We start from the raw sequence: 19573 nt of genomic DNA, 5'->3' as shown, positions 1-19573 counted from the left end.
AGAAAACGAAGAAGAAAACGAAGAAGAAAGTGAAGAAGAACAAGAAGAAGCACCAAAACAAAAAACATATGATTTCAACATTGACGCAGAGCGAATCTATGCGTCTTTTTTAATGGACTATAATCTCGATTTATTCAAAGAACAAGGAAAGCTGCACTGGAAGAAGTTCATGGCTTTGTTTAGTGGATTGAGTGAGAAAACCCCTTTTATGCAAGTGGTGAACATTCGCACGATGGAAGTGCCAAAGGAAACAAAGCACAACAAAAAAGACCGACAACGAATTCAAAAATTAAAACGTCAATATGCGCTTGATAAAGAAGATAAGAACGCTGATGACGTGTTCGAGGATATGATAACAGCTTTTGGTGGGAAAGGCAGGTGATTAAATGGCTGATGGAAAGATAAGTATTGATACGAGGATAAATCAAAAAGGCATTGATACAGGCATTAAGACGATGCAAACCAAATTGAATAAAACGGGTGCCAAACTAAAGAGCGCAGGCATGAAAATGTCAGCAGGGTTCACAGCTCCGATTTTAGCATTAGGCGGTGTGGCTTTTGCTGCAGCTGATGATATCGATAAAGCGTATCGAAACATACGAGTTGGTACTGGTAAAGTAGGCGAAGATCTAGACGAACTAAAAGAGCAGTTTGATGAAGTTTTCACTAATGTTCCAGATAGTGCTGATACTGTATCGAATGCATTAGCAACTATGAACACATTAACGGGTGCTACTGGTGATGTTTTAAGTGACTTAACCCAAAGTACACTAGATGCTTCAAGAACGTTAGGTGAAGATGGTGTCGCTAACTCACAAGCGTTCGGTAAAGCAATGTCACAATGGCAAATACCTGCTAAAAATGGTGTAGATGAACTAGATAACCTTTACAAGTTAACACAGGATTATGGCGTTGGATTAGGCGAAATATCCAGTCACTTAACTGAATATGGTTCTGTTCTACAAAACGCAGGCTTTGATATGGGTGAATCAGCTGAGTTAATGTCCAAGCTTGAAGCAGGCGGTCTTTCTGTATCACGAGTTATGCCTGGTCTAAATATGGCTTTCCGTAACTGGTCAAGTGAAGGGAAGAATTCACGGAAAGAGTTTGAAAAGACAATAAGTAAAATGCAAGATGCTGAGACAGAAACAGAAGCACTTTCTATAGCGACAGAACAATTCGGGGCAGAAGGGGCGCAACGATTAACAACAGCTATCCGAAATGGTGCGATTCCTGCTCTTGATGAATTAGGTAAATCGTCAGGAGATTCAAAAGGCCTTATTGAAGAGACTACAGAAGCAACACTTACCATTGGTGAGGAATTCGGAATACTGAAGAATGAAGCAATGAGTAAATTGCAACCCCTCGGGCAAATTCTTTTAGATTTAGGTAAAGATGCATTACCGCCTTTAATTGACGGGATAACCAAAATGGCTGAATGGTTTAAAAACCTATCGCCAACAGCTCAAAAAGTAGTATTGATTGTTACAGCTTTAGCAGCTGCAATTGGCCCACTTCTAATTTTCGTCGGTATGATGGTAACTGCGTTTACAACACTCATGCCAATTTTAACAGCAATTGGTGGAGCATTGATGCTCTTATTAAGTCCAATCCCTATGATCATTCTAGGTGTCGGCGCTTTAGTCGTATTAATCATTGGATACTGGGATCAGATTAAAGCAGTTACTATCACCGTTTTTACAGCTATCTGGGACTTCCTAAAAATGATATGGAATGGAATAAAGACTTATTTCATTACAATGTTCGCAGTATTTAAAGTCATTTTTACAACCGCCTTTAACATGATGAAAACCATTATAATGACAGTGCTTAACTTTATATGGGGGTTTATCAAAGGTGTGTGGAACGGCATTAAATCAGTATTCAACACCGTAATAACAGCTATTGTTAATTTTGTTAAATCACGATGGGAACGAATGAAGAGGAATGTAACAACAGTTTTCAACATAATCAGAAACGTTATATCTGCTGTTTGGAATACAATCAAATCCGTAACGTCAAGCGTTTGGAATGGCATAACTGGAACATTAGGCGGTATATGGAATGGATTAAAAAACACAGTGTCCAAAGCATTTAACTGGATAAAGGACACAATTAGCGGTGTGTGGGATAGTGTTAAAAGTTCCACTGATGCAATATGGGACGGCATTACTGGTTCTATTAAAGGAGCAATCAATGGTGTTATTGGAGCAATTAACGGAATGATCAATGCGTTAAACGGATTAAGTATTAGCCTTCCTACCATTCCGGATTGGGTGCCTGGTTTCGGTGGTAAAGGTGGAGGATCTATAAGCTTCCCGAACATACCTAAAATACCTAGCTTAGATGTTGGTACGAACTTTGTCGCTCAAGATGGACTAGCAATGTTACATGCTGGCGAGGCGGTTGTGCCTAAAGAGTATAATCCAGCGCTTGGTAATGAAAAAGAGAAGAAACAACCAGCGCATTTAACTTTTGTTTTGGGTGGAACAGAATATAATGCATTCGTTGACGATATATCTGAAACTCAAGAACGCAAAAGTTATCGTTTGAGGAAGGGGTGAGCAGGTGCTGTTTAATGGAGTGGACTTAACGCCATATTTAAAAATAAAAACTATTACTGGTCGTGGAATAGTTAATCGTGATGTAGAAATGATAGAAGTTCCTGGGATTGACGGTGCACACTATAAACGAAAGAAAAGACCTCCAAGACCTTTAGGGATTGAATCAAACATAATCGCTAAAGGGCGGACGGATTTACGCTTAATGATTGACGAGTTGAATGGGATATTAGCTGTCGACGAGCCTAAATCTATAATTTTTCCTGACGAACCCAATATCGAGTATTTTGGAATTCCTGCTCAAACGGGTGAAAACGATGAATTCTTTTTTATGCACCAAGGGCAAATGACTATCATATGTCCAAATCCGGATAAATACGGCTCTGAAAAAGTATATAACTTTACCAGTGGAGCAATCGCTTTAACCAATAACGGTACCGCTGATGCAAAGCCTATAATCGACGTCACAATGGACGTTGCTTCATCAGATCTAGTTATATCAAATGGTGAAAAGACATTGCGTGTTATATATGACCTGGTTATCGGTGATGCATTACAAATTGATTTTCAAAAAAGGAAAGTATTTATAAACGGTGTCCTGCAAATGACAGCTGTAGATTTAAATAATCCGCACTTTTTTGCGTTGAAACCTGGTGAGAATAATTTAACCATTACACCAGCAACCACTGCATCATTAACATATAGGGAGATGTGGAAGTAATGGAAAAAGAGCCCATTTATATATTCGATAGCGCTGATAAGTTATTAACCATCTTAACCGAATACACTGAAGCCCCTTTTGATGAATCAACCGAAAAAGAAGTGTCCTTTGAAATTGCATTACCGTCTGATGTCGAAGGCACTGAACACATAATTGGTGGTAACCAGGTAGCCTTTCGTGATTTAGAAGGTCGTTTTCGTTTATTCGATATAAAAGAAACGGATGATGAGGATGGTTCTAACTTTGAAAAGCGTGCATTTTGTTCACCTGCTATAAATGAATTGAACGATACCATAGTTGAAGATGTTCGTCCGGAAAATGCTACTGCTGAACAAGCAACTACTTCTGTTTTATCTGGTACTAGATTCTTAGTTGGTAATATTGCTAGTCTTGGTACACAAACGACTAATTTTTACTACATTACTGCTAAACAATCACTAAAGAAGATCGTTAATGTCTGGGGCGGTGAACTTGTTGATCGTATTAAAATCGATGACACAGGCATAGCTGGTCGTTATATAGATATAGTGTATCGTCGTGGTGCTGATAAAGGTAAGCGTTTTGAAATTGATAAGGATATTCAAAGCATAGTTCGAACAGTGCTGCATTATCCTAAAACAGCCTTATATGGTCGTGGGTCATCAATTGAAAGTGGAGATGGTTACAGTCGTAAGATTACGTTTGCAGATATTGAGTGGTCAACAGCAAATGGCGATCCAGTCGATAAGCCACTTGGTCAGGAATGGGTTGGTGATCCGGAAGCGTTACAGGAACACGGTATTATTCAGAAAGACGGAAGTAAGAAGCACCGTGAAGGTTCATTTGAAGATGGCCAAGAAAAAGATAAAAGTTTACTCCTTCAAAAAACATGGGATGCACTACAGCAGCAAAAATCACCAAAAGCACGTTATAAAATGTCCGTTAATACATTCTATGGAATTGCAGGGTATGAACATGAACAGGTATTACTAGGTGATACAGGTGCGATAATTGACGATAAGATTAAACCACCTATCGTACTTGAATCCAGAGTGATTAGGCTTAAATATGATGTTGGTAATCCGACTGATGGTGAAGTAACTATCGGTAATTTTTTGGAACTAAATAAAGATAGAGATAGGTTAAATCAGTTAGAGGAAACAGTTAATGACAAATCCGGACTCTGGGAACAAAGTGAAACAATAACTGATGATAGTTTTCCTGATGACATACCACCAGTACCGACTAACTTTAATGCAAACGGACTGTTCAAGATTATTCAGCTTATGTGGGATTATGACCCATCTTCTTATATTGCAGCATACGAGGTCTATGCTTCACAAACAGCCGGTTTTGTACCCGATTCTACTAATTTAGTTTGGAAGGGTAAAACGGGTGGCTATAATCATGAAGCAGCTGTTAACCAGCAATGGTATTTCAGAATAAGAGCTGTTAATACACATGGAACTGCATCAGCCTATAGTGCTGAAATAAGTGCTCAGACGTTGCAAATAAATGCTAGTACTGAAATAGCTGAGGAAACAATCACTAAAAAGTTACTGGCTAGGGAAGCGCTTATTGATAGTATTCATATCGGTAATGCAGTTATTACTGATGCGAAACTTGATAGAGCAAGTGCAAATAAAATAAAAATTAAAAGTGCTGATATTGTTGATTTAGTAGCAGAAAAAATAACAGGTGGAGACTTTACTGGTAAAACGTTTACAGGTGGTATGTTTGAAGGTTCGTCAATAAAATCTGTTTCATCAAGTAATGCCGGATACTATACTGAATTAATTAACGGTACGTTTGTAATTAACCGTAATGATGGCAACTTACAATATAGAACAGAGACAAACCAGTACGGAGAGATGCTATTTGGCACAGGGTCGTCGGCTCTTACTAGCCCAGGAGTTACCATAAGCCCATTAGGGGAAATAGCAGTTACAAACAGGGTTACGGTTGCAGGTGGAACGCAACTATCTGAAGGACGGCTAAGGATGGAAAGTAGCAATGGAACCTTTGCATCTTTAGAAATACCAACGAGCCGTTATGCTTTTAGGTTTAATGATATTGTAGAATTTCGTAATGGTGTAGAATTTTATGAGCCATCAAAAGTACATGTATCAGTTAATCCACCCACAGGAGACCCTTTATTTCGAGTCTTAAGCTCAGGTAATTCAGAACGCCTTAGGGTAGAACATAACGGAGTAACTTCAACATCGAACAGTTTTCATGCGGATGGGCAGATAAGCGGTAACTCAATATCTATTGGTAATGGAGGTATTACCTCACAAGGATATATAGAAACAAATGTGGTTGACCATAATGGAATAGGCAGCCATTTATACACACGACCTGCATCAGATGGAGCAGTGAGAGTTACAGCAAAAGGCACTACATCAACATACAGACCTATCTCAGCATCGGATTTTAGAACAGCGTCGTTAGCTGAATATAAAACAAACATCGAACTATACAACGGAAATGCTCTTGACATACTGAAAAATTACTCTGAAATACATGAATATGATTTAAAAAATGATATTGCTAACGGAGTAAATAAACGACACTTAGGTTTTGTAATCGGCCAAGGGTATAAAACACCAAATGAAGTAATTTCAGAGGATGGGGTATCTGTTTCCGGCTACTCGCACCGTAGTTTGAACACAAAGGCAATTCAAGAATTATTCTTTAAACACCTTAACCATGAAGAGAGAATCAGTTCTTTAGAATCAAGAATTGAACAGTTAGAACAAGCTGCATAGGAGGAATGTTAATGAAGTTAACTGTTGAAAACGTAAAATTAATACCAACAATTAACCTGCTTTCAGAGTTAAGCCTGAAAGGTAAAGAATCAAGGCATCGATCTAAAATAATAAATGAGTTAAAAGGTCGAGCTCAAGAAGTAACAGAGCAAGAAGCTGAACTAATCAAGGAACACTCTTATCTAGATGATGAAGGTAATCCTAAAAAGACTGATGATGGGAAAGGTTATAACATTAAGGACATGGATGCCTTTGTAAAGGACACCAATGAATTGTATTCTGAAGTATTTGTTTTGGAAGGGGGAAACTTTACAGATCCACTCAAGACAATAAAGCAGGTACTGCTAAATTCTGATAAAGAATGGAAAGGGCAAGAAGCTGAGATATATGATTATTTATGTGAACAGCTTGAACAGGAGGATAATGATGAAGCGTAAAATACTTTCTATTACAATGATCTTGTTATTGATTGGCGCAGGAACAGTTAGCGCATTGGTATACCATATCAATGATGCAGCTGATAATCTAAAGAATGAATACAAAGAAGAAGTTGAAGTTTATCAGTCTGAAAAGGATATTAAGATTAAAAATGACGTTTCTCACATAACCCAGCAGGAAATTGAGCGAATGCAAACCGAAACAAGGGATTATTTAAACCAACGTTTGGGCGACGATTATCAAGATTCATTAAATGAAAAATCAGATGAAATACAGAAGGTTACCGATGAAAAAATTGAAGAAATTAAGCAGTATATTGATGAGTTGTTGAGCGCCGAATAGGCGTTATTTTTATGTCGCAATGTTAGGGGGTCACGAATGAGTGAGGAGATGGACAACGTGGATGTTTGGAAAGAAAGCATACAGCAAGATATCAGTGATTTGAAGCAAGATCAAAAACAGTTGAGAAGTGATGTAGACAGTCTAAAATTTAATGATATTAAACAGGATGAAAAAATCACATCCTTACAAACTACTCTCACATCAATACAAGACGACACGAAATGGATTAGAAGGATGATTACAAAAGCTATTGTATCTGCCGTTATCACTGGGGTGATTGGTGGTGCGATTGCTTTATTTTTTACTAAATTTTAAAGAGGTGTTAATTATGTTTAAATCAAAGCGAGTGAAAAAGCTTGAACAACGTGTAGCGGATTTAGAAAAGAAGGTCGCCGCGGCAACGACGACCCGCAGTCATCCATTTGGTGATAGCGATAATGGATTTTCCACCGAAGATAGACTTAAGTCAGATTAAATAGAATGTCCGATATGGTCATGGATCCAATCCCAAGCCTCTTGTGGCAACCAACCTTGATAGTCATTCGTAACTTTAATAATTAAATAACTGTCACCTTTATCGGTGGCACTTTCCAATTTATCGCCAATTTGGTTTGAACTATAACTTGTATCAACCAACCACGTTGAATCGAGGTAATGGCACCATGCACCTAGCGATTTAATTGTTTCATAGAGATTATCATAGTCTTGGCCCGGCTTATTAAGGTCATAAGTTATTAAGTAAACTGCCATGATTCACACCCCCTTCCACTTACACCATTCGACAGGAAGGGGCAAATATCCTTGAAGGAGGAAAAAACATGAAAAGCAAAGCAAAAGATTTATCAATATTAATTGTAGGTTTCCTATCAACATTAATGGGATTTCTAGCTACGCTTAATATCAAATTTGAATGGTTAACGGAACAAAGCATCAATGCATTTGGTGCTTTTTTTGTTGCAGCTGTAATGCTTGGTAGTGGAGTTTATGCCGTATGGAAAAACACGTATGTAAGTAAGAATGCAGGGTTACAAAAGAAAGCATTACAGTCTCAAAAATTAATGAAAAAATAAGAGGAGTGTTTTATTATGACAACATTTATTAATCCAACTGATACTAAACGGGTAACAAGTGATTTCAGGACAAGCCACCGTCCAGACCATAATGGGACAGATTTTGCAGATAGTGGTTATCATCCGATTTATGCTGCAGCTACAGGTAAGGTTACTAGGTCATATCTTTCTTCTAGTTATGGCGAGTGCATCATGATTGAACATAATGAGGGAGGAGATGTTTGGGAAACAGTATATGCTCACATGCAAAGTGGCACACGTAGAGTTAATGTTGGGGACCATGTTAAGCAAGGTGATCAAATCGGTGTCATGGGTAATACGGGGCATTCTACTGGTCAGCATCTTCATTTTGAGTTGCATAAAAATGGGAACTGGAACATTGATAAGACGAATGCTGTGGATCCGTTAGATTACATTGGAAAAGATTTGTACCCAAGTAAAGCAACAAGTAATGAAGCTATTGTACCTTATCCAGGGCATTATATCGGACAAGAGTATGTAGATACTGGTATTGACGTTGAACGCATTCAGCGAGCTGTAAATGTGAAGCCAGATGGTATTTATGGACCAATTACAGAAGCAGCAGTTCGAGATTATCAGCGCAGACATGTTTTACAGGTTGACGGCATTGTTGGACCTGAAACATGGAATGTAATGTTTTAAATAAAAAAGACCCCACCAATAAAGGGTGAGGTGCGAAGAGAGGGGAGAGGCTATATGTAAGCCCGCTTCCGTTAATTACTATTTACAGTTTAAGTGAAAATATACAGTTAAATTAAACCCTCTACCTTAATTGGTGGAGGGGTCTTTTTTGGGTATTCGCTTCTTAATCCTATATTTTTGAAATCTTTCCTCGACAAACCCTATTTGTATTAGGTTATTTATGTTTTCTCTTACTTGTCCATCGTTAGTTACTTCTTCAATTTCTATTGTTTGGGGATAATTCTTATTAAGTTCAACCAGGATGCCGACTTCGATTAGGTTAAGATTATTTTCCTGGGCCACTTCTAATATGTTTTTCATATTATCGATCATCCTCCCTTGTTGGATTATTTTGATTACAGAAAATTTTACCAAAGATTAAAGACAAATTAAAAGCCATAGCATAAAACTATGGCTTAACTGTTAGGAGTAACAACAACTTAAGTTGAGGTATGGTTGTTACAGTTTTAAATTATTACATTTTACACATTATGTATCAATATTTTTCCATCGACTTTCGTGACGAAATTGTGACAAACAAATGAATAGAATAATAATTAATTATTAATATTGTATAATATGATCACTGGAGTTGATTATTATGAAATGGGAAAATCCACCGCATGATGGTAAATATAAACTAGTGGTTACAAAGAAGTTTAAGAATGATATTGGACTTGTTGTGTTGTGTCCAGATCGTAGGGAATATATCTGGCGAAATGTACCTAGCTTACATAATGAAGAGTTGAAAAAATACCTATTGTCACTTCGTGAAGGAATTGAAAAAGGTGTGTATGATCTAGAGCTTCTAACTAAGGAATTAGATGGACAATAAAGGCTCACAGTTTGGTAGAAATCATTTATTATCAAAAAAAAGTATAACTAATCAACAAAAGTTTGTTGATTAGTAGGACAACATATGTTATATTAAATATAGTAAAAATATATTTAGGAGGGAGGAGCAGTCCATGTTAACTTTATTCGGCAAGTTCAGTAGAAAGCTTAGAATCGATAATGGTGAACTGTTAAAGGATATGGCTGGTAAGTTAGGAGTGACCTCTTCTTATTTATCCGCCGTAGAAAATGGTAAGAGAAATGTTCCTCAGAACTGGGTTGGCAAATTAACTAAATTATATTCACTAACTACAGATCAACATTATGAATTAAGAAATGCCGCAGAAGAATCAAAGATTAATAATAAGGTTGATTTAAAAGGTTTTAACAATGAAGATAAAGATTTAGTGATGGCCTTAGCAAGAAAAATTGATGATATGGATGAAGCCCAAAAAGTTACGTTAAAGAATCTTCTTAACAAAAATAAATAAAAGGAGGGGGATTGCATGAGTTCTTACGTTGCAGAACCTACATCTAGAAAGAAAATAAGACAAGTTGTTAGTATTTTTAGAGATACATTTGGATTAGTAGATGATATGCTTTTCCCTGTTGTTCATTTTTTGGAAATTGGTTTATCCGAAATAAATAAAAAGTTTAATTACGAGGTCGTGTCGATAGAAGAAATGCCTGACGATTATGCAGTAACTTATCCTGAAGAACATAAGATTGTAATTAGGGAAGACGTTTATGATAGAGCGGTCTCGGGGGTAGCAAGAGACAGATTCACCATTGCTCACGAGATAGGACACTACATAATGCACAGACCTGATTTCATCGCTCTTGCACGTAATGATGGCAAACAAAAAGTACCTGCATACAAGGATCCTGAATGGCAGGCGAATACTTTTGCTGGCGAGCTACTAGCTCCACCGAACATTATAAGCGGATTGTCAGCATCAGAAATATCCAAAAAGTGCGGAGTATCAAGTGCGGTTGCGGAAATACAATTAAATAATCTATAAAACTAAAAAAATATAAAGGTAAAGGGGGATTAAAAATGGATGAAAATAAAAAAAGCCCTTGCAGAGGGCCTACGGTTGGGTAACGATCGTACTTAAGGTAATGAGTAGTCGCTACATTTAATTTAAATAGTTTCGCCAAAAACTTAATTTAAATGTATCATTATCTTACCTCTTCTGCAAGGTTTTTATACCAAAATGAAGAGGAGTAGTGATAAAAATGGTTATATGTAGACCGTTTATTACGGTAAAAGGAAGAAGAATTTTCGCTAAGGATGTTGGTAAAAAGGCCTTTTGTTTTGAGGTCACACCAGAACAACATAAAGAATATATGAAGAAGAAAAAAGAAAAGGAATAAATAATTATTTAAAGATTCTCGCGACGGGACCTTTAAAATGTCAACACAGAAGTGCTCTATCTATTAGAGAGCTTCTGTGTTTTTTATTTAGTAAGGAATATTTTTACCTCTCCAGAAAACTCTGCACACAACTTATCACACTCGTCCTTACTAGGCGTATCATCATAAGCATTGTATCTTCTCTCCGACATTGCTCCACCTAGATAAATCCAATCCTCATACTCCTCCATCTCCTGAAGAGTTCCAAAACCAACTAAGTGACCTTCAAGTTTCTTTTCCTTTTCCAATATAAATCCCCTCCTCACAACCACTATCGTTTGTGGAGGTGAAAAGGTGGCATCCAAAGTGTAAAATAATTTAATTTATTTTTGACGTTCTCTTTTTTTATGCTATAATACGAACAAGCGTTCTTGTTATGGAGGTTATTTCATGAAGAATATGCTTCAACGTTCTGTCCAGACAAAACAAAATCTCGAAATGATTAACTTAGATAATTATAACCAGGTATCTCAAAGAGTAGTAAGAGTTATAAAAATAAATGATGGGTTGGTCCTGGCTTATTGCTTCACTCGTATGAAAGTCAGAACGTTTAAGTTAGGAGATATCTTATCGGTAGAACCAGTAAGAAAACGAATGGGGGCATAATGATGAGTGAAGCTAATGATCGCGGGACTAAGAAATGGACTGCAATGATGATGCCAGAACATGAACGGATGCTTAAACAATTGAGGTCTGAGGATGAATATAAGGAAAAGCCTATATTATCCGAATATCAGAAGGCTGAAATTGATACGGTGCTGCAGCTTGCTTTAAAAGATGATCTGACTGTTGAGCTGGAACATTTCAAGAATAAAGACTATCATAAGATTAAAGGAAAATTATTAACAGTAGACGTACTTAATAAATGTTTGAAAATAGATGAAGCAATAATCCCACTTGATAATATTACTGGCGCATGGATTGATTAACTCCCAAGAGTGTCTAGTGACACAAAAGTGTTGTCTTTACATTATCGTATTCTTTACTATGGTTTCCGAAAAATTGACATCCAAGAATTTTAATAGGAACCTGTATATTTGAATTCTTAGTTTGAAACATTCTTAGACAATCGCGCCCTATTGCAGAACATATTTTTTGTAAAAGGAACGACTTTACTGTAGCGGAAAAATCAAAAGGGTTACACGTAGACACCCTCTTTTTCAAGAAGGGCGTCCTATAAGAGAATAAATCGGTTTTCGGATAAACAAAACGGATTTTACTGTTTACAACTAGTCATTTTTTTAACTTTTTAAAAATTGCACGTAACTTCTTGGCTAAGTTGCTTAAAATCACCGATAAACGCAAGAATAATTCTATAAATTGTTTTACAAAGACTATTAATAACAAAAAAATGAAAGCTGTGTTAAATATTATGTAAATAAATATGGAGTTTTGTTCAACACCAATCTCCTCGGAAATTTGCTTGATCGTTGGGAATGATAATATTAGTGTCAAAATAATGGTGATAATGGGTCCCAAGATAGATAAAGTCGAGACAAATTGTTCACGTTTTAATTTAATTAGATCCTCTATTTCTCTGGACCACTGGTTGGCAATTGCTGATTTAGTGTAGTCTTCACATTTGTAATGCATAAATTCTTGAAGTTCTGTCAAACTCCCATAGCTATAATAATATCTTTTTAAATCTAATAGTGAATCATTCTTGCTCTTTATCTTTAACTTTAGTAATTGACTCATTGATGTTTTAGTATTCAAATTTGAAAGTACATAATTGTCATTAATAAATTTTCTAAAAAGAAGGGCTTCAATAACATTTATTACTCCGGTTAAAGACACTAAATATATGTGTGAATCTGCTAATTCACCTCCCTCTCCGTTTGGATAAATTGAATTAAATTCATCTTTAATACGTTTTGTATAGACTGAAATTATTCTATTATTGTTACCATAATATCTATGGAAGTAAGATGTTTCGAAATACCTCGTCTTTATAAACTCCCTAACTGGTTTGTCATGTTTTTCAGTGAATTCACTAACGGGAGCATTTAGAAGATTATATAAACTCCGGTTAAATGAAATATTATCTTCAGAAAAACACTCATCAGGTCGGTTTTTATAATCAATAAGTGTTATAAAATTAAATGGCATAGAGAAGTTATTAGTATTGAAAAGATCCCCTAAATATTTTTTGTAAACACCCTCTACTTCTCTTAATGAATTGCATCGACCTTTCTTTTTATAATTATTGTTACTAGATTCTGAAAACAAGAATTCTGGTAGAAAGACATTTTCCAAAGAAAGATCATAAATGCTATCGGATAGTTCATTTAAATCCCTACCATCAATATTGATTTTAGAATTTAATGTTGCTAACCCATTTTTATAAATCATAAGAAAAAAACTTATGTATAAAACCTTTTCACCTATGTATGCTTTACAAGGATATAGTAAAAACACGTTTTTAAAATCATGACTATTAAATCCAGTGTACTTTTTTTCGTAGTTATACAAATTTGCTATTCTTCCCAATTCATATTCTTGAGAGGCAACAAGGTTATCAATAAGGTTATTCTCTGCATCTATTGCTATACCATTTTGAATTGGTTTAATTGTAACTTCTGGCTTATCTTTAGTTTGAAAAATATCTCCTCTTATTTCTCTAGGTTGAAGTTTACCTTTTTCTTTTGATTCCCTAAATAATTTTAGTCTTCTTTCGCGAAGTTTCATAAATTGGTTATTAAAATCAATACTTCCTTCATTTTCATAACGTGTTTCACCAGAAATAATTAAATTTGATTTTATTAGTTTCTTGAGTGCTTTTACAAAGTTATTCCGATTATTTACTTCAAATACTCTGAAGGTTGTAAAGGAATCATAAACACCACTTTTTATTAACTTCTTGGTCATAATAAAATTCCCTCGTTTAATTACACTATTTTTTGGTCATTGTATAGACATTTAATAATAGATTGGTAGCAAGTTATTTCTATTGTTCTTTTCTTCGCCCCATAGATAAAGGTATTTTAGTATTTCATAGAATTCTAAATTAGACTGTTAGACTTTTTGGGTTAAATTGGTAAATGTATTTAATTTGAATATATACTTTTTTGACTAATGGCTTGAAATTCCTTTAATACCAACATTTTATTGTGGTCAATTCTGTTTATCTGGAAGGAAGATAATTATTCTGCTGAAAAATATAAATAATAAAATTAGTTCTACAACGATATGGCCAGTTTAACTCGATTTCAAGATGACTGCATATAAACATAATTATAACAGACATGTAAAGATATCACTTTTGTATCCAGATATGTAAGACACAAAAGTGATGTTTTTAATGTTATAATTACTCAGGGACAACATATTTGTGTCATTAGTTAGAGAATGAAGGGTTTTTATTTATATTTGTTTTTTTAATGGTCACACTATTGGTAACGAAGTGGTCGAAACAAATTAAAATAGTCTGAAATGAATTTCAAATCTACAATGCTAGAAATCTTGTATTTCAACATTTCAAAATGAGGAAAAACCTCTTAAAATGCCCCTTGTCGGTTTCCTAAACCATGTGTCGCAGGTTCGAATCCTGCCGGGGGCATCAAGCGTTAATATGTCGGTATTTATAGTGTTCATTCATTTCGCTGTTATTTGGTAAGCACATGATCTAACTTAATATGTACGGTAAGTAAACCTCTTTCTGATCGGGAAGAGGTTTTTTTGCAGTTAAGCCAGGTTTTGTATGGAATCAACAGAATAATCTCTAATGGAGCTGGAACTTGCTAGTCACAAAAAAGCTAATTTTAGTAAAGGATGCATAAAAGTCATACAGAAGGAAATAAATTTAAATAAAACAATAGGTTCCGGCCGAAGTATTATGATAAGCGCAATTATGGAAAGGGTTCTCATTCCCTTATCTATGCTTGCGTTTTATTATTTTAAGTAAAATACTTTTAAATTGTCACAGAATGTTCTAAAATAGAAATTAGTTACCGAAATGTTTAAACAATTTATATAATTGCATATTTACTGTGATTAAATCGTAATCCTAGTATAGGGATTTGAAAACGATTTCAAAATTTTATGACGAGGTGATAATATGGACATGCAGCGTATACCCGCTCAAGACGGTATTTACAACTTACAAAACTTTGACAAAACACGTGAAACATTTTCATGGGAAGATGTAAAAAAGAATTTCAGCTGGAATGAAACTGGAAAAGTTAATATTGCTTACGAGGCGATTGATCGTCACGCAGAAGATACAGATAAAAAAGATAAGACTGCTTTACTTTACTCTTCACCTGATCGTGAGGAGAAGTTGACTTTTGATGAGTTAAGTAAGAAAAGCAACCAGTTTGCAAACGTATTAAAAAAATATGATGTTGAAAAAGGGGATCGTGTATTTCTATTCCTTCCAAGAAGTCCTGAGTTTTACGCGGCATTTTTTGGGATATTAAAAACGGGAGCAATTGCTGGTCCGTTATTTGAAGCATTTATGGAGCAAGCAGTGCGCGATCGGTTGCAGGACAGTGAAGCAAAAATGCTAATTACGACACCAGATCTACTTGGACGTGTCCCACAAGAGGATCTACCTGATCTTGAGAAAATCGTATTGGTTGGCGACCATAATGAGTCGTCTGATAAATATATTGATTTTCAAAAGGAAATGAAAGAGGCATCTACTGATTTTGATATTGAGTGGGTTGATTTAGAGGATGGAATGTTAATCCATTATACATCTGGATCAACCGGGAAGCCTAAAGGTGTTTACCACGTTCACAATGCGATGATTCAACACTATGCAACTGCTGAGTGGGTTCTTGATTTGAATGAAGATGATGTATATTGGTGTACAGCTGATCCGGGTTGGGTTACAGGTACAAGTTATGGCATATTTGCCCCTTGGCTAAAAGGTGTTACGAATGTTATACGCGGAGGGCGGTTTTCCCCAGAAAATTGGTACGGAACCTTGGATAAATTTAACGTAACCATTTGGTACACAGCACCGACCGCATTACGCAAGCTTGTCAGTGCTGGTGAAGATGCTGTGAAGAAACACGACTTGTCATCATTGCGTCATATTATGAGTGTTGGTGAACCATTAAACCCAGAAGTTATTACCTGGGGAATGAAAGCCTTTGATTTAAGAATTCATGATACATGGTGGATGACAGAAACTGGTGCACAGCTTATTGTTAACATACCATCAGAAGAAATTCGTCCTGGATCAATGGGTAAACCAATCCCAGGTGTTGAAGCATCAATTGTTGATAATGAAGGAAATGAGCTCCCGCCAAACCAAATGGGAAATTTGGCAATTAAAAAAGGCTGGCCTTCAATGATGCGTAAGATATGGAACCGTCCGGAAAAATTTGAAAGTTACTTTGTTAATGGCTGGTATGTATCTGGAGATAGTGCATATAAAGATGAAGATGGCTATTTCTGGTTCCAGGGCCGCTTGGATGATGTTATTAACACATCTGGTGAGCGTGTTGGACCATTTGAAGTTGAAAGTAAGCTGATTGAGCACCCTGCTGTTGCAGAAGCTGGCGTAATTGGGAAACCAGATCCAGAGCGTGGCGAGATTATTAAGGCGTTTATCACGTTAAATGATGGTTACAAAGATTCACCAGAATTACTTGAAGAGATACGTCAATTCATTAAAACTGGCCTAAGTGCACATGCTGCACCTCGCGAGCTAGAAGTGAAGGATGCCATTCCAAAAACGCGCAGTGGTAAGATCATGCGTCGTCTTCTGAAGTCATGGGAGTTAGGGTTGCCGACAGGAGATACATCGACATTAGAAGAATAGAAAGTAAGGGTGCCTATTTGGCACCCTTTTTTAGCAAGTGAGAAAGTATTTACTCTTTCTTACTGCATAAGGCATTTTCTAATTAATCTTTTATTTCTTCCGATGGCCCAAAGAATTCATAGTTTATATCTTTGTCTTCTACCTCAAATTGAGATAGACTTTTATAGATTGATTGCATAAACCCCTTCGGACCGCAAAAGTAGAATGCAGCATTATTGGTAGGCAGTATAGTGGATAAATAGTTATAATCAATATAGCCCACTTTATCATAAAATTTAACGTCATTATCGGTCGGGTTGTCATAAACGGTGTACGTATGCACCTGATCATGCTTTTTATCTATATTTTGTATAGCCTCTCTCATTGCGTGTACTTTGCCATTCTGCGTTGCATGAATATAATAGATTTCACGTTCCGGCTGATTTTTAATCGTACTTTCCAGCATGCTCAAGAGTGGCGTTAATCCAACCCCTCCACTTATTAACACTAAAGGTCTAATATCTTGGGAATCAAGCGTGAAATACCCTGATGGCACTGTGATTGGTAAAATACTTCCTTTATTGATATCTGAATGCAAATAATTAGAAACGATGCCTGGTGGGTGGCCATTAAGAGCATCTTCTCGTTTAACGCTAATCCGGTAAGCTCCACCACCAGGTGCACATGATAGGCTATACTGCCGTAAATAGTTATATGGCGCTCCTTCAATTTCCGCTTTAACAGTGATATATTGTCCAGGTTGATGGATGGCAAACGGTTCTCCATCCGCAGCTTCAAGATAAAGTGAGGTGATTACATCACTCTCTACCACCTTGTCTACAACCATGAAATTACGAAACCCAGACCAGCCACCGATAGTTTTCTCTGCTTCCTGATACATCTCTTTTTCAGTAGAAATAAATACGTCAGCAATTACCGAGTAAGCTTTTTCCCATGCAATAAGGACCTCCTCATCAGCTGATTCACCCAATACCTCCTTAATGGCTGCCAATAGATTTTCGCCTACTATTGGATAATGTTCAGGCTGGATATTTAGACTTTTATGTTTGTGCGCAATCTGTTTTACTTGCGGCATTATTCTTTCAAGTTCATCAATATAGAATGCAGCAGAATACACTGCATTTGCCAGTGCTTTAGACTGGTTACCTTTTCGCTGATTGGTCTGATTGAAGATGTTTTTCAGCTCGGGGTTATTTTTAAATAGTAGCTGATAGAAACGTTTGGTGATGTCTTCCCCTCTCTCTTGCAAAAGTGGTACAGTAGATTTTACAATATCCTTTGTTTGACTATCTAACCCTGTTGTTATACTTGTTACCAACACAAAGCACTCCCTTTATTAAATTTAAAGATGTATTTTAAATACATCTTTAATTGTAAGATACTGTTTACACTGTCTCAATAGGGGAAAAGTCCTTCATTAGATGACAAATTTGTGAAGTTAGTGATAAGGAGACTAAAAATGAACCTCAAAAAATATACCGATTATGGAATCCGTGTATTAATATATACAGGGATGAAGCCTAAAAATGAGTTGGCCAGTATCAAAGAAATCTCGGAAACTTTTACAATCTCAAAGCATCATCTGGGTAAAATTGTTTTTGAGTTAAGTAAACTTGGCCTTGTCGATACTGTACGTGGAAGGAATGGAGGAATCCAGTTAGCGATGCCTCCGGAGGAAATCAATATTGGGCATACGGTTCGAAATCTGGAAAATGATGCAGTGGTCGTTGAGTGCTTTGATAAAGGAACTGACCAATGTGTCATCTCACCAGCCTGCAATTTAAAACATGTTTTCGGTGAAGCACTAAATGCCTTTTTTCAAGTACTTGATCAGTATACGTTGAAGGATATGATAGTCAATGATAAACGACTTCGTGAACTGATGGGTATGAGGTAAACGGGTTCACTTCAAAGGTGTAAACACAATAAAATACACACGAGGTTTCGCTTGTTTTACTGTGATTTCAGCGGAATGTGAATCACAAACCAGTGAAGTGGATCGTGGTTCCGCTAAATGGGTAAGAAAGCTGTTCTACAAGGTTGAAACGGTTCCTGGTTCCGTTATTTAGTTAATAACAATGAAAAATGTGGCTGAAAAGATTAATTAGTGGAATGAGGATTACATAACACAATCAAAATAGACGTTTTTAAGGAAATAACGGAATGAGGATCCGCCAAATCAGTGGGTGCCAGCCTGTCTAGTGAATAAATACACTTAAACTCGGCTGCTAAGAGGTATTAGAAAGGCTTGGAGAATTATCCAAGCTATTTTTCACGGTAAATTTAACGGTGAAAATTATGTGATTATAGGTGAGACTTCACTTGTGATGTTGCACCTCACAAGTGATTCCGTTAGTATGAGGCGGGGTAGTTTTAATTTGTATAAAATGGGAATACTCATTTATGAATCATCTTCTTAAAAGGAGCGGATCACAAATGGGTAAAAAAATAGCAGCAGTATTAACAAATATGTTTGAGGATGTAGAATATACAGGTCCAGCAAAAGAATTTAAGGATGCTGGACATGAAGTGGTAACCATAGAAAAGGAAAAAGGAAAACAAGTAACCGGTAAAAATAACGAGGCAACTGTCATCATTGATGAATCGATTGATGATGTGAATCCTGAAGAATTTGATGCATTATTTATTCCTGGTGGATTTTCACCTGATCAATTACGTGCCGATGAACGGTTCGTGACCTTTGCCAAGCATTTTATGGATGTGAAAAAACCGGTATTAGCAATTTGCCACGGTCCTCAGCTATTAATTACAGCTAAAACATTAGAAGGACGCAAAGCTACAGGTTTTAAATCTATTCAAGTGGATATGGATTACGCTGGTGCAAATGTAAAAGATGAAGAAGTTGTTGTTTGTGACAACCAGCTGGTTACAAGCAGGCAGCCAGATGACATTCCTGCATTTAATCGGGAGTCATTAAAGCTTTTAGATAAATAATAAAACGAACAAGA

24 protein-coding genes and 1 pseudogene are annotated in these 19573 nt (G+C 36.3%); 20 read left to right on the top strand and 5 right to left on the bottom strand.

What is annotated here, in order from left to right:
* The 8 genes from BMY13_RS18260 to BMY13_RS19615 all read left to right on the top strand — a co-directional run.
* A partial coding sequence (locus BMY13_RS18260) for a Gp15 family bacteriophage protein (RefSeq protein WP_217649060.1) occupies nt 1-382 on the top strand: 382 nt, incomplete at its 5' end.
* A gap of 4 nt (nt 383-386) precedes the next feature.
* On the top strand, nt 387-2564 hold the full coding sequence (locus BMY13_RS18255; protein WP_092506371.1) for a phage tail tape measure protein: 2178 nt from the start codon (nt 387-389) through the stop codon (nt 2562-2564).
* A 4-nt stretch (nt 2565-2568) separates the two neighbouring features.
* Nucleotides 2569-3282 carry a distal tail protein Dit gene (locus tag BMY13_RS18250; RefSeq protein WP_092506369.1) on the top strand — a complete coding sequence of 238 codons (714 nt, stop codon included), beginning with the start codon at nt 2569-2571 and terminating at the stop codon, nt 3280-3282.
* On the top strand, nt 3282-6029 hold the full coding sequence (locus tag BMY13_RS18245; protein WP_092506367.1) for a phage tail spike protein: 2748 nt from the start codon (nt 3282-3284) through the stop codon (nt 6027-6029). Before BMY13_RS18250 ends, BMY13_RS18245 begins: the two co-directional genes overlap by 1 nt.
* An 11-nt stretch (nt 6030-6040) precedes the next feature.
* A complete protein-coding gene (locus BMY13_RS18240) occupies nt 6041-6466 on the top strand; it encodes a hypothetical protein (RefSeq protein ID WP_175476869.1) in 426 nt (141 codons plus the stop codon).
* A complete protein-coding gene (locus BMY13_RS18235; protein WP_092506365.1) occupies nt 6456-6809 on the top strand; it encodes a hypothetical protein in 354 nt (117 codons plus the stop codon). The genes BMY13_RS18240 and BMY13_RS18235 overlap by 11 nt, the downstream gene beginning before the upstream one ends.
* Nucleotides 6810-6845: 36 nt before the next feature.
* The gene (locus tag BMY13_RS18230; RefSeq protein WP_092506363.1) at nt 6846-7124 is read left to right on the top strand and encodes a hemolysin XhlA family protein; all 279 of its coding nucleotides are present in this window, start codon (nt 6846-6848) and stop codon (nt 7122-7124) included.
* Between the two features lie 13 nt (nt 7125-7137).
* A complete protein-coding gene (locus BMY13_RS19615) occupies nt 7138-7284 on the top strand; it encodes a hypothetical protein (protein ID WP_175476868.1) in 147 nt (48 codons plus the stop codon).
* On the opposite strand, the gene BMY13_RS18225 is transcribed toward BMY13_RS19615, so the two are convergent.
* A complete protein-coding gene (locus tag BMY13_RS18225) occupies nt 7281-7559 on the bottom strand; it encodes a hypothetical protein (RefSeq protein ID WP_092506361.1) in 279 nt (92 codons plus the stop codon). The genes BMY13_RS19615 and BMY13_RS18225 overlap by 4 nt on opposite strands.
* Nucleotides 7560-7627: 68 nt before the next feature.
* On the opposite strand from BMY13_RS18225, the gene BMY13_RS18220 reads away from it, so the two are divergent.
* The 3 genes and pseudogenes from BMY13_RS18220 to BMY13_RS20100 all read left to right on the top strand — a co-directional run bounded on the left by BMY13_RS18220 (nt 7628) and on the right by BMY13_RS20100 (nt 8542).
* Entirely contained in the window at nt 7628-7879 is a 252-nt protein-coding gene (locus BMY13_RS18220; RefSeq protein WP_092506359.1) for a phage holin, read from the top strand.
* A gap of 15 nt (nt 7880-7894) precedes the next feature.
* A pseudogene (locus BMY13_RS19830) lies at nt 7895-8305 on the top strand (M23 family metallopeptidase); the annotation flags it as partial.
* 117 nt (nt 8306-8422) lie between these two features.
* Nucleotides 8423-8542: a peptidoglycan-binding domain-containing protein gene (locus BMY13_RS20100; RefSeq protein WP_425445170.1), complete on the top strand. Its 120-nt coding sequence runs from the start codon at nt 8423-8425 to the stop codon at nt 8540-8542.
* Nucleotides 8543-8668: 126 nt separating this feature from the next.
* Here the strand turns inward: BMY13_RS20100 and BMY13_RS18210 are convergent, their stop codons facing one another.
* Nucleotides 8669-8902: a hypothetical protein gene (locus tag BMY13_RS18210; protein ID WP_092506355.1), complete on the bottom strand. Its 234-nt coding sequence runs from the start codon at nt 8900-8902 to the stop codon at nt 8669-8671.
* Nucleotides 8903-9182: 280 nt separating this feature from the next.
* Between BMY13_RS18210 and BMY13_RS18205 the strand changes: the two genes are divergently transcribed.
* From BMY13_RS18205 to BMY13_RS19610, 4 genes are all read left to right on the top strand, one after another.
* Entirely contained in the window at nt 9183-9416 is a 234-nt protein-coding gene (locus BMY13_RS18205) for a hypothetical protein (RefSeq protein ID WP_092506353.1), read from the top strand.
* A 133-nt stretch (nt 9417-9549) separates the two neighbouring features.
* The gene (locus tag BMY13_RS18200; protein WP_092506351.1) at nt 9550-9906 is read left to right on the top strand and encodes a helix-turn-helix domain-containing protein; all 357 of its coding nucleotides are present in this window, start codon (nt 9550-9552) and stop codon (nt 9904-9906) included.
* A gap of 15 nt (nt 9907-9921) precedes the next feature.
* Complete coding sequence (locus tag BMY13_RS18195) at nt 9922-10437, top strand: ImmA/IrrE family metallo-endopeptidase (protein ID WP_092506349.1); 516 nt, start codon at nt 9922-9924, stop codon at nt 10435-10437.
* 217 nt (nt 10438-10654) lie between these two features.
* Nucleotides 10655-10792, top strand: a complete 138-nt coding sequence (locus BMY13_RS19610) for a hypothetical protein (protein ID WP_175476867.1) — start codon at nt 10655-10657, stop codon at nt 10790-10792.
* An 83-nt stretch (nt 10793-10875) separates the two neighbouring features.
* Here BMY13_RS19610 and BMY13_RS18190 read toward each other — a convergent pair whose 3' ends face one another.
* Nucleotides 10876-11079 (bottom strand): hypothetical protein, encoded by a 204-nt coding sequence (locus BMY13_RS18190; RefSeq protein ID WP_092506347.1) that lies wholly within the window; start codon nt 11077-11079, stop codon nt 10876-10878.
* A gap of 142 nt (nt 11080-11221) precedes the next feature.
* Here BMY13_RS18190 and BMY13_RS18185 point away from each other — a divergent pair, with 142 nt between their 5' ends.
* On the top strand, nt 11222-11437 hold the full coding sequence (locus BMY13_RS18185; RefSeq protein WP_092506345.1) for a hypothetical protein: 216 nt from the start codon (nt 11222-11224) through the stop codon (nt 11435-11437).
* A gap of 2 nt (nt 11438-11439) precedes the next feature.
* Nucleotides 11440-11760 (top strand): YolD-like family protein, encoded by a 321-nt coding sequence (locus BMY13_RS18180; RefSeq protein WP_175476866.1) that lies wholly within the window; start codon nt 11440-11442, stop codon nt 11758-11760.
* 304 nt (nt 11761-12064) lie between these two features.
* On the opposite strand, the gene BMY13_RS18175 is transcribed toward BMY13_RS18180, so the two are convergent.
* Nucleotides 12065-13699: a hypothetical protein gene (locus BMY13_RS18175; protein WP_092506341.1), complete on the bottom strand. Its 1635-nt coding sequence runs from the start codon at nt 13697-13699 to the stop codon at nt 12065-12067.
* A 1189-nt stretch (nt 13700-14888) separates the two neighbouring features.
* Here BMY13_RS18175 and acsA point away from each other — a divergent pair.
* A complete protein-coding gene (gene acsA / locus BMY13_RS18170) occupies nt 14889-16604 on the top strand; it encodes an acetate--CoA ligase (RefSeq protein ID WP_092490984.1) in 1716 nt (571 codons plus the stop codon).
* A gap of 82 nt (nt 16605-16686) precedes the next feature.
* Here acsA and hmpA read toward each other — a convergent pair whose 3' ends face one another.
* On the bottom strand, nt 16687-17922 hold the full coding sequence (gene hmpA / locus BMY13_RS18165) for an NO-inducible flavohemoprotein (RefSeq protein ID WP_092506377.1): 1236 nt from the start codon (nt 17920-17922) through the stop codon (nt 16687-16689).
* Nucleotides 17923-18063: 141 nt separating this feature from the next.
* Between hmpA and BMY13_RS18160 the strand changes: the two genes are divergently transcribed.
* Nucleotides 18064-18501 (top strand): Rrf2 family transcriptional regulator, encoded by a 438-nt coding sequence (locus tag BMY13_RS18160; protein WP_092506339.1) that lies wholly within the window; start codon nt 18064-18066, stop codon nt 18499-18501.
* Between the two features lie 539 nt (nt 18502-19040).
* The gene (locus tag BMY13_RS18155; RefSeq protein ID WP_092490982.1) at nt 19041-19559 is read left to right on the top strand and encodes a type 1 glutamine amidotransferase domain-containing protein; all 519 of its coding nucleotides are present in this window, start codon (nt 19041-19043) and stop codon (nt 19557-19559) included.
* The last annotated feature ends 14 nt before the right edge of the window (nt 19560-19573 follow it).

It is taken from the genome of Virgibacillus subterraneus (genome assembly GCF_900110695.1).
In the GTDB taxonomy this organism is placed as follows: Bacteria; Bacillota; Bacilli; order Bacillales; family Amphibacillaceae; genus Lentibacillus; species Lentibacillus subterraneus.
The sequence above is the reverse complement of the archived record's forward strand: the minus strand, read 5'-3'. Positions and strand labels throughout refer to the sequence as shown.

Excerpts from the sequence above, each read along its gene's own strand:
- BMY13_RS18255 (WP_092506371.1), top strand. The coding sequence starts at position 387 with ATGGCTGATGGAAAGATAAGTATTGATACGAGGATAAATCAAAAAGGC.
- BMY13_RS18245 (WP_092506367.1), top strand. The coding sequence starts at position 3,282 with ATGGAAAAAGAGCCCATTTATATATTCGATAGCGCTGATAAGTTATTA.
- BMY13_RS18240 (WP_175476869.1), top strand. The coding sequence starts at position 6,041 with ATGAAGTTAACTGTTGAAAACGTAAAATTAATACCAACAATTAACCTG.
- BMY13_RS18235 (WP_092506365.1), top strand. The coding sequence starts at position 6,456 with ATGAAGCGTAAAATACTTTCTATTACAATGATCTTGTTATTGATTGGC.
- BMY13_RS18230 (WP_092506363.1), top strand. The coding sequence starts at position 6,846 with ATGAGTGAGGAGATGGACAACGTGGATGTTTGGAAAGAAAGCATACAG.
- BMY13_RS19615 (WP_175476868.1), top strand. The coding sequence starts at position 7,138 with ATGTTTAAATCAAAGCGAGTGAAAAAGCTTGAACAACGTGTAGCGGAT.
- BMY13_RS18225 (WP_092506361.1), bottom strand. The coding sequence starts at position 7,559 with ATGGCAGTTTACTTAATAACTTATGACCTTAATAAGCCGGGCCAAGAC.
- BMY13_RS18220 (WP_092506359.1), top strand. The coding sequence starts at position 7,628 with ATGAAAAGCAAAGCAAAAGATTTATCAATATTAATTGTAGGTTTCCTA.
- BMY13_RS18210 (WP_092506355.1), bottom strand. The coding sequence starts at position 8,902 with ATGAAAAACATATTAGAAGTGGCCCAGGAAAATAATCTTAACCTAATC.
- BMY13_RS18205 (WP_092506353.1), top strand. The coding sequence starts at position 9,183 with ATGAAATGGGAAAATCCACCGCATGATGGTAAATATAAACTAGTGGTT.
- BMY13_RS18200 (WP_092506351.1), top strand. The coding sequence starts at position 9,550 with ATGTTAACTTTATTCGGCAAGTTCAGTAGAAAGCTTAGAATCGATAAT.
- BMY13_RS18195 (WP_092506349.1), top strand. The coding sequence starts at position 9,922 with ATGAGTTCTTACGTTGCAGAACCTACATCTAGAAAGAAAATAAGACAA.
- BMY13_RS19610 (WP_175476867.1), top strand. The coding sequence starts at position 10,655 with ATGGTTATATGTAGACCGTTTATTACGGTAAAAGGAAGAAGAATTTTC.
- BMY13_RS18185 (WP_092506345.1), top strand. The coding sequence starts at position 11,222 with ATGAAGAATATGCTTCAACGTTCTGTCCAGACAAAACAAAATCTCGAA.
- BMY13_RS18180 (WP_175476866.1), top strand. The coding sequence starts at position 11,440 with ATGAGTGAAGCTAATGATCGCGGGACTAAGAAATGGACTGCAATGATG.
- BMY13_RS18175 (WP_092506341.1), bottom strand. The coding sequence starts at position 13,699 with ATGACCAAGAAGTTAATAAAAAGTGGTGTTTATGATTCCTTTACAACC.
- acsA (WP_092490984.1), top strand. The coding sequence starts at position 14,889 with ATGGACATGCAGCGTATACCCGCTCAAGACGGTATTTACAACTTACAA.
- BMY13_RS18160 (WP_092506339.1), top strand. The coding sequence starts at position 18,064 with ATGAACCTCAAAAAATATACCGATTATGGAATCCGTGTATTAATATAT.
- BMY13_RS18155 (WP_092490982.1), top strand. The coding sequence starts at position 19,041 with ATGGGTAAAAAAATAGCAGCAGTATTAACAAATATGTTTGAGGATGTA.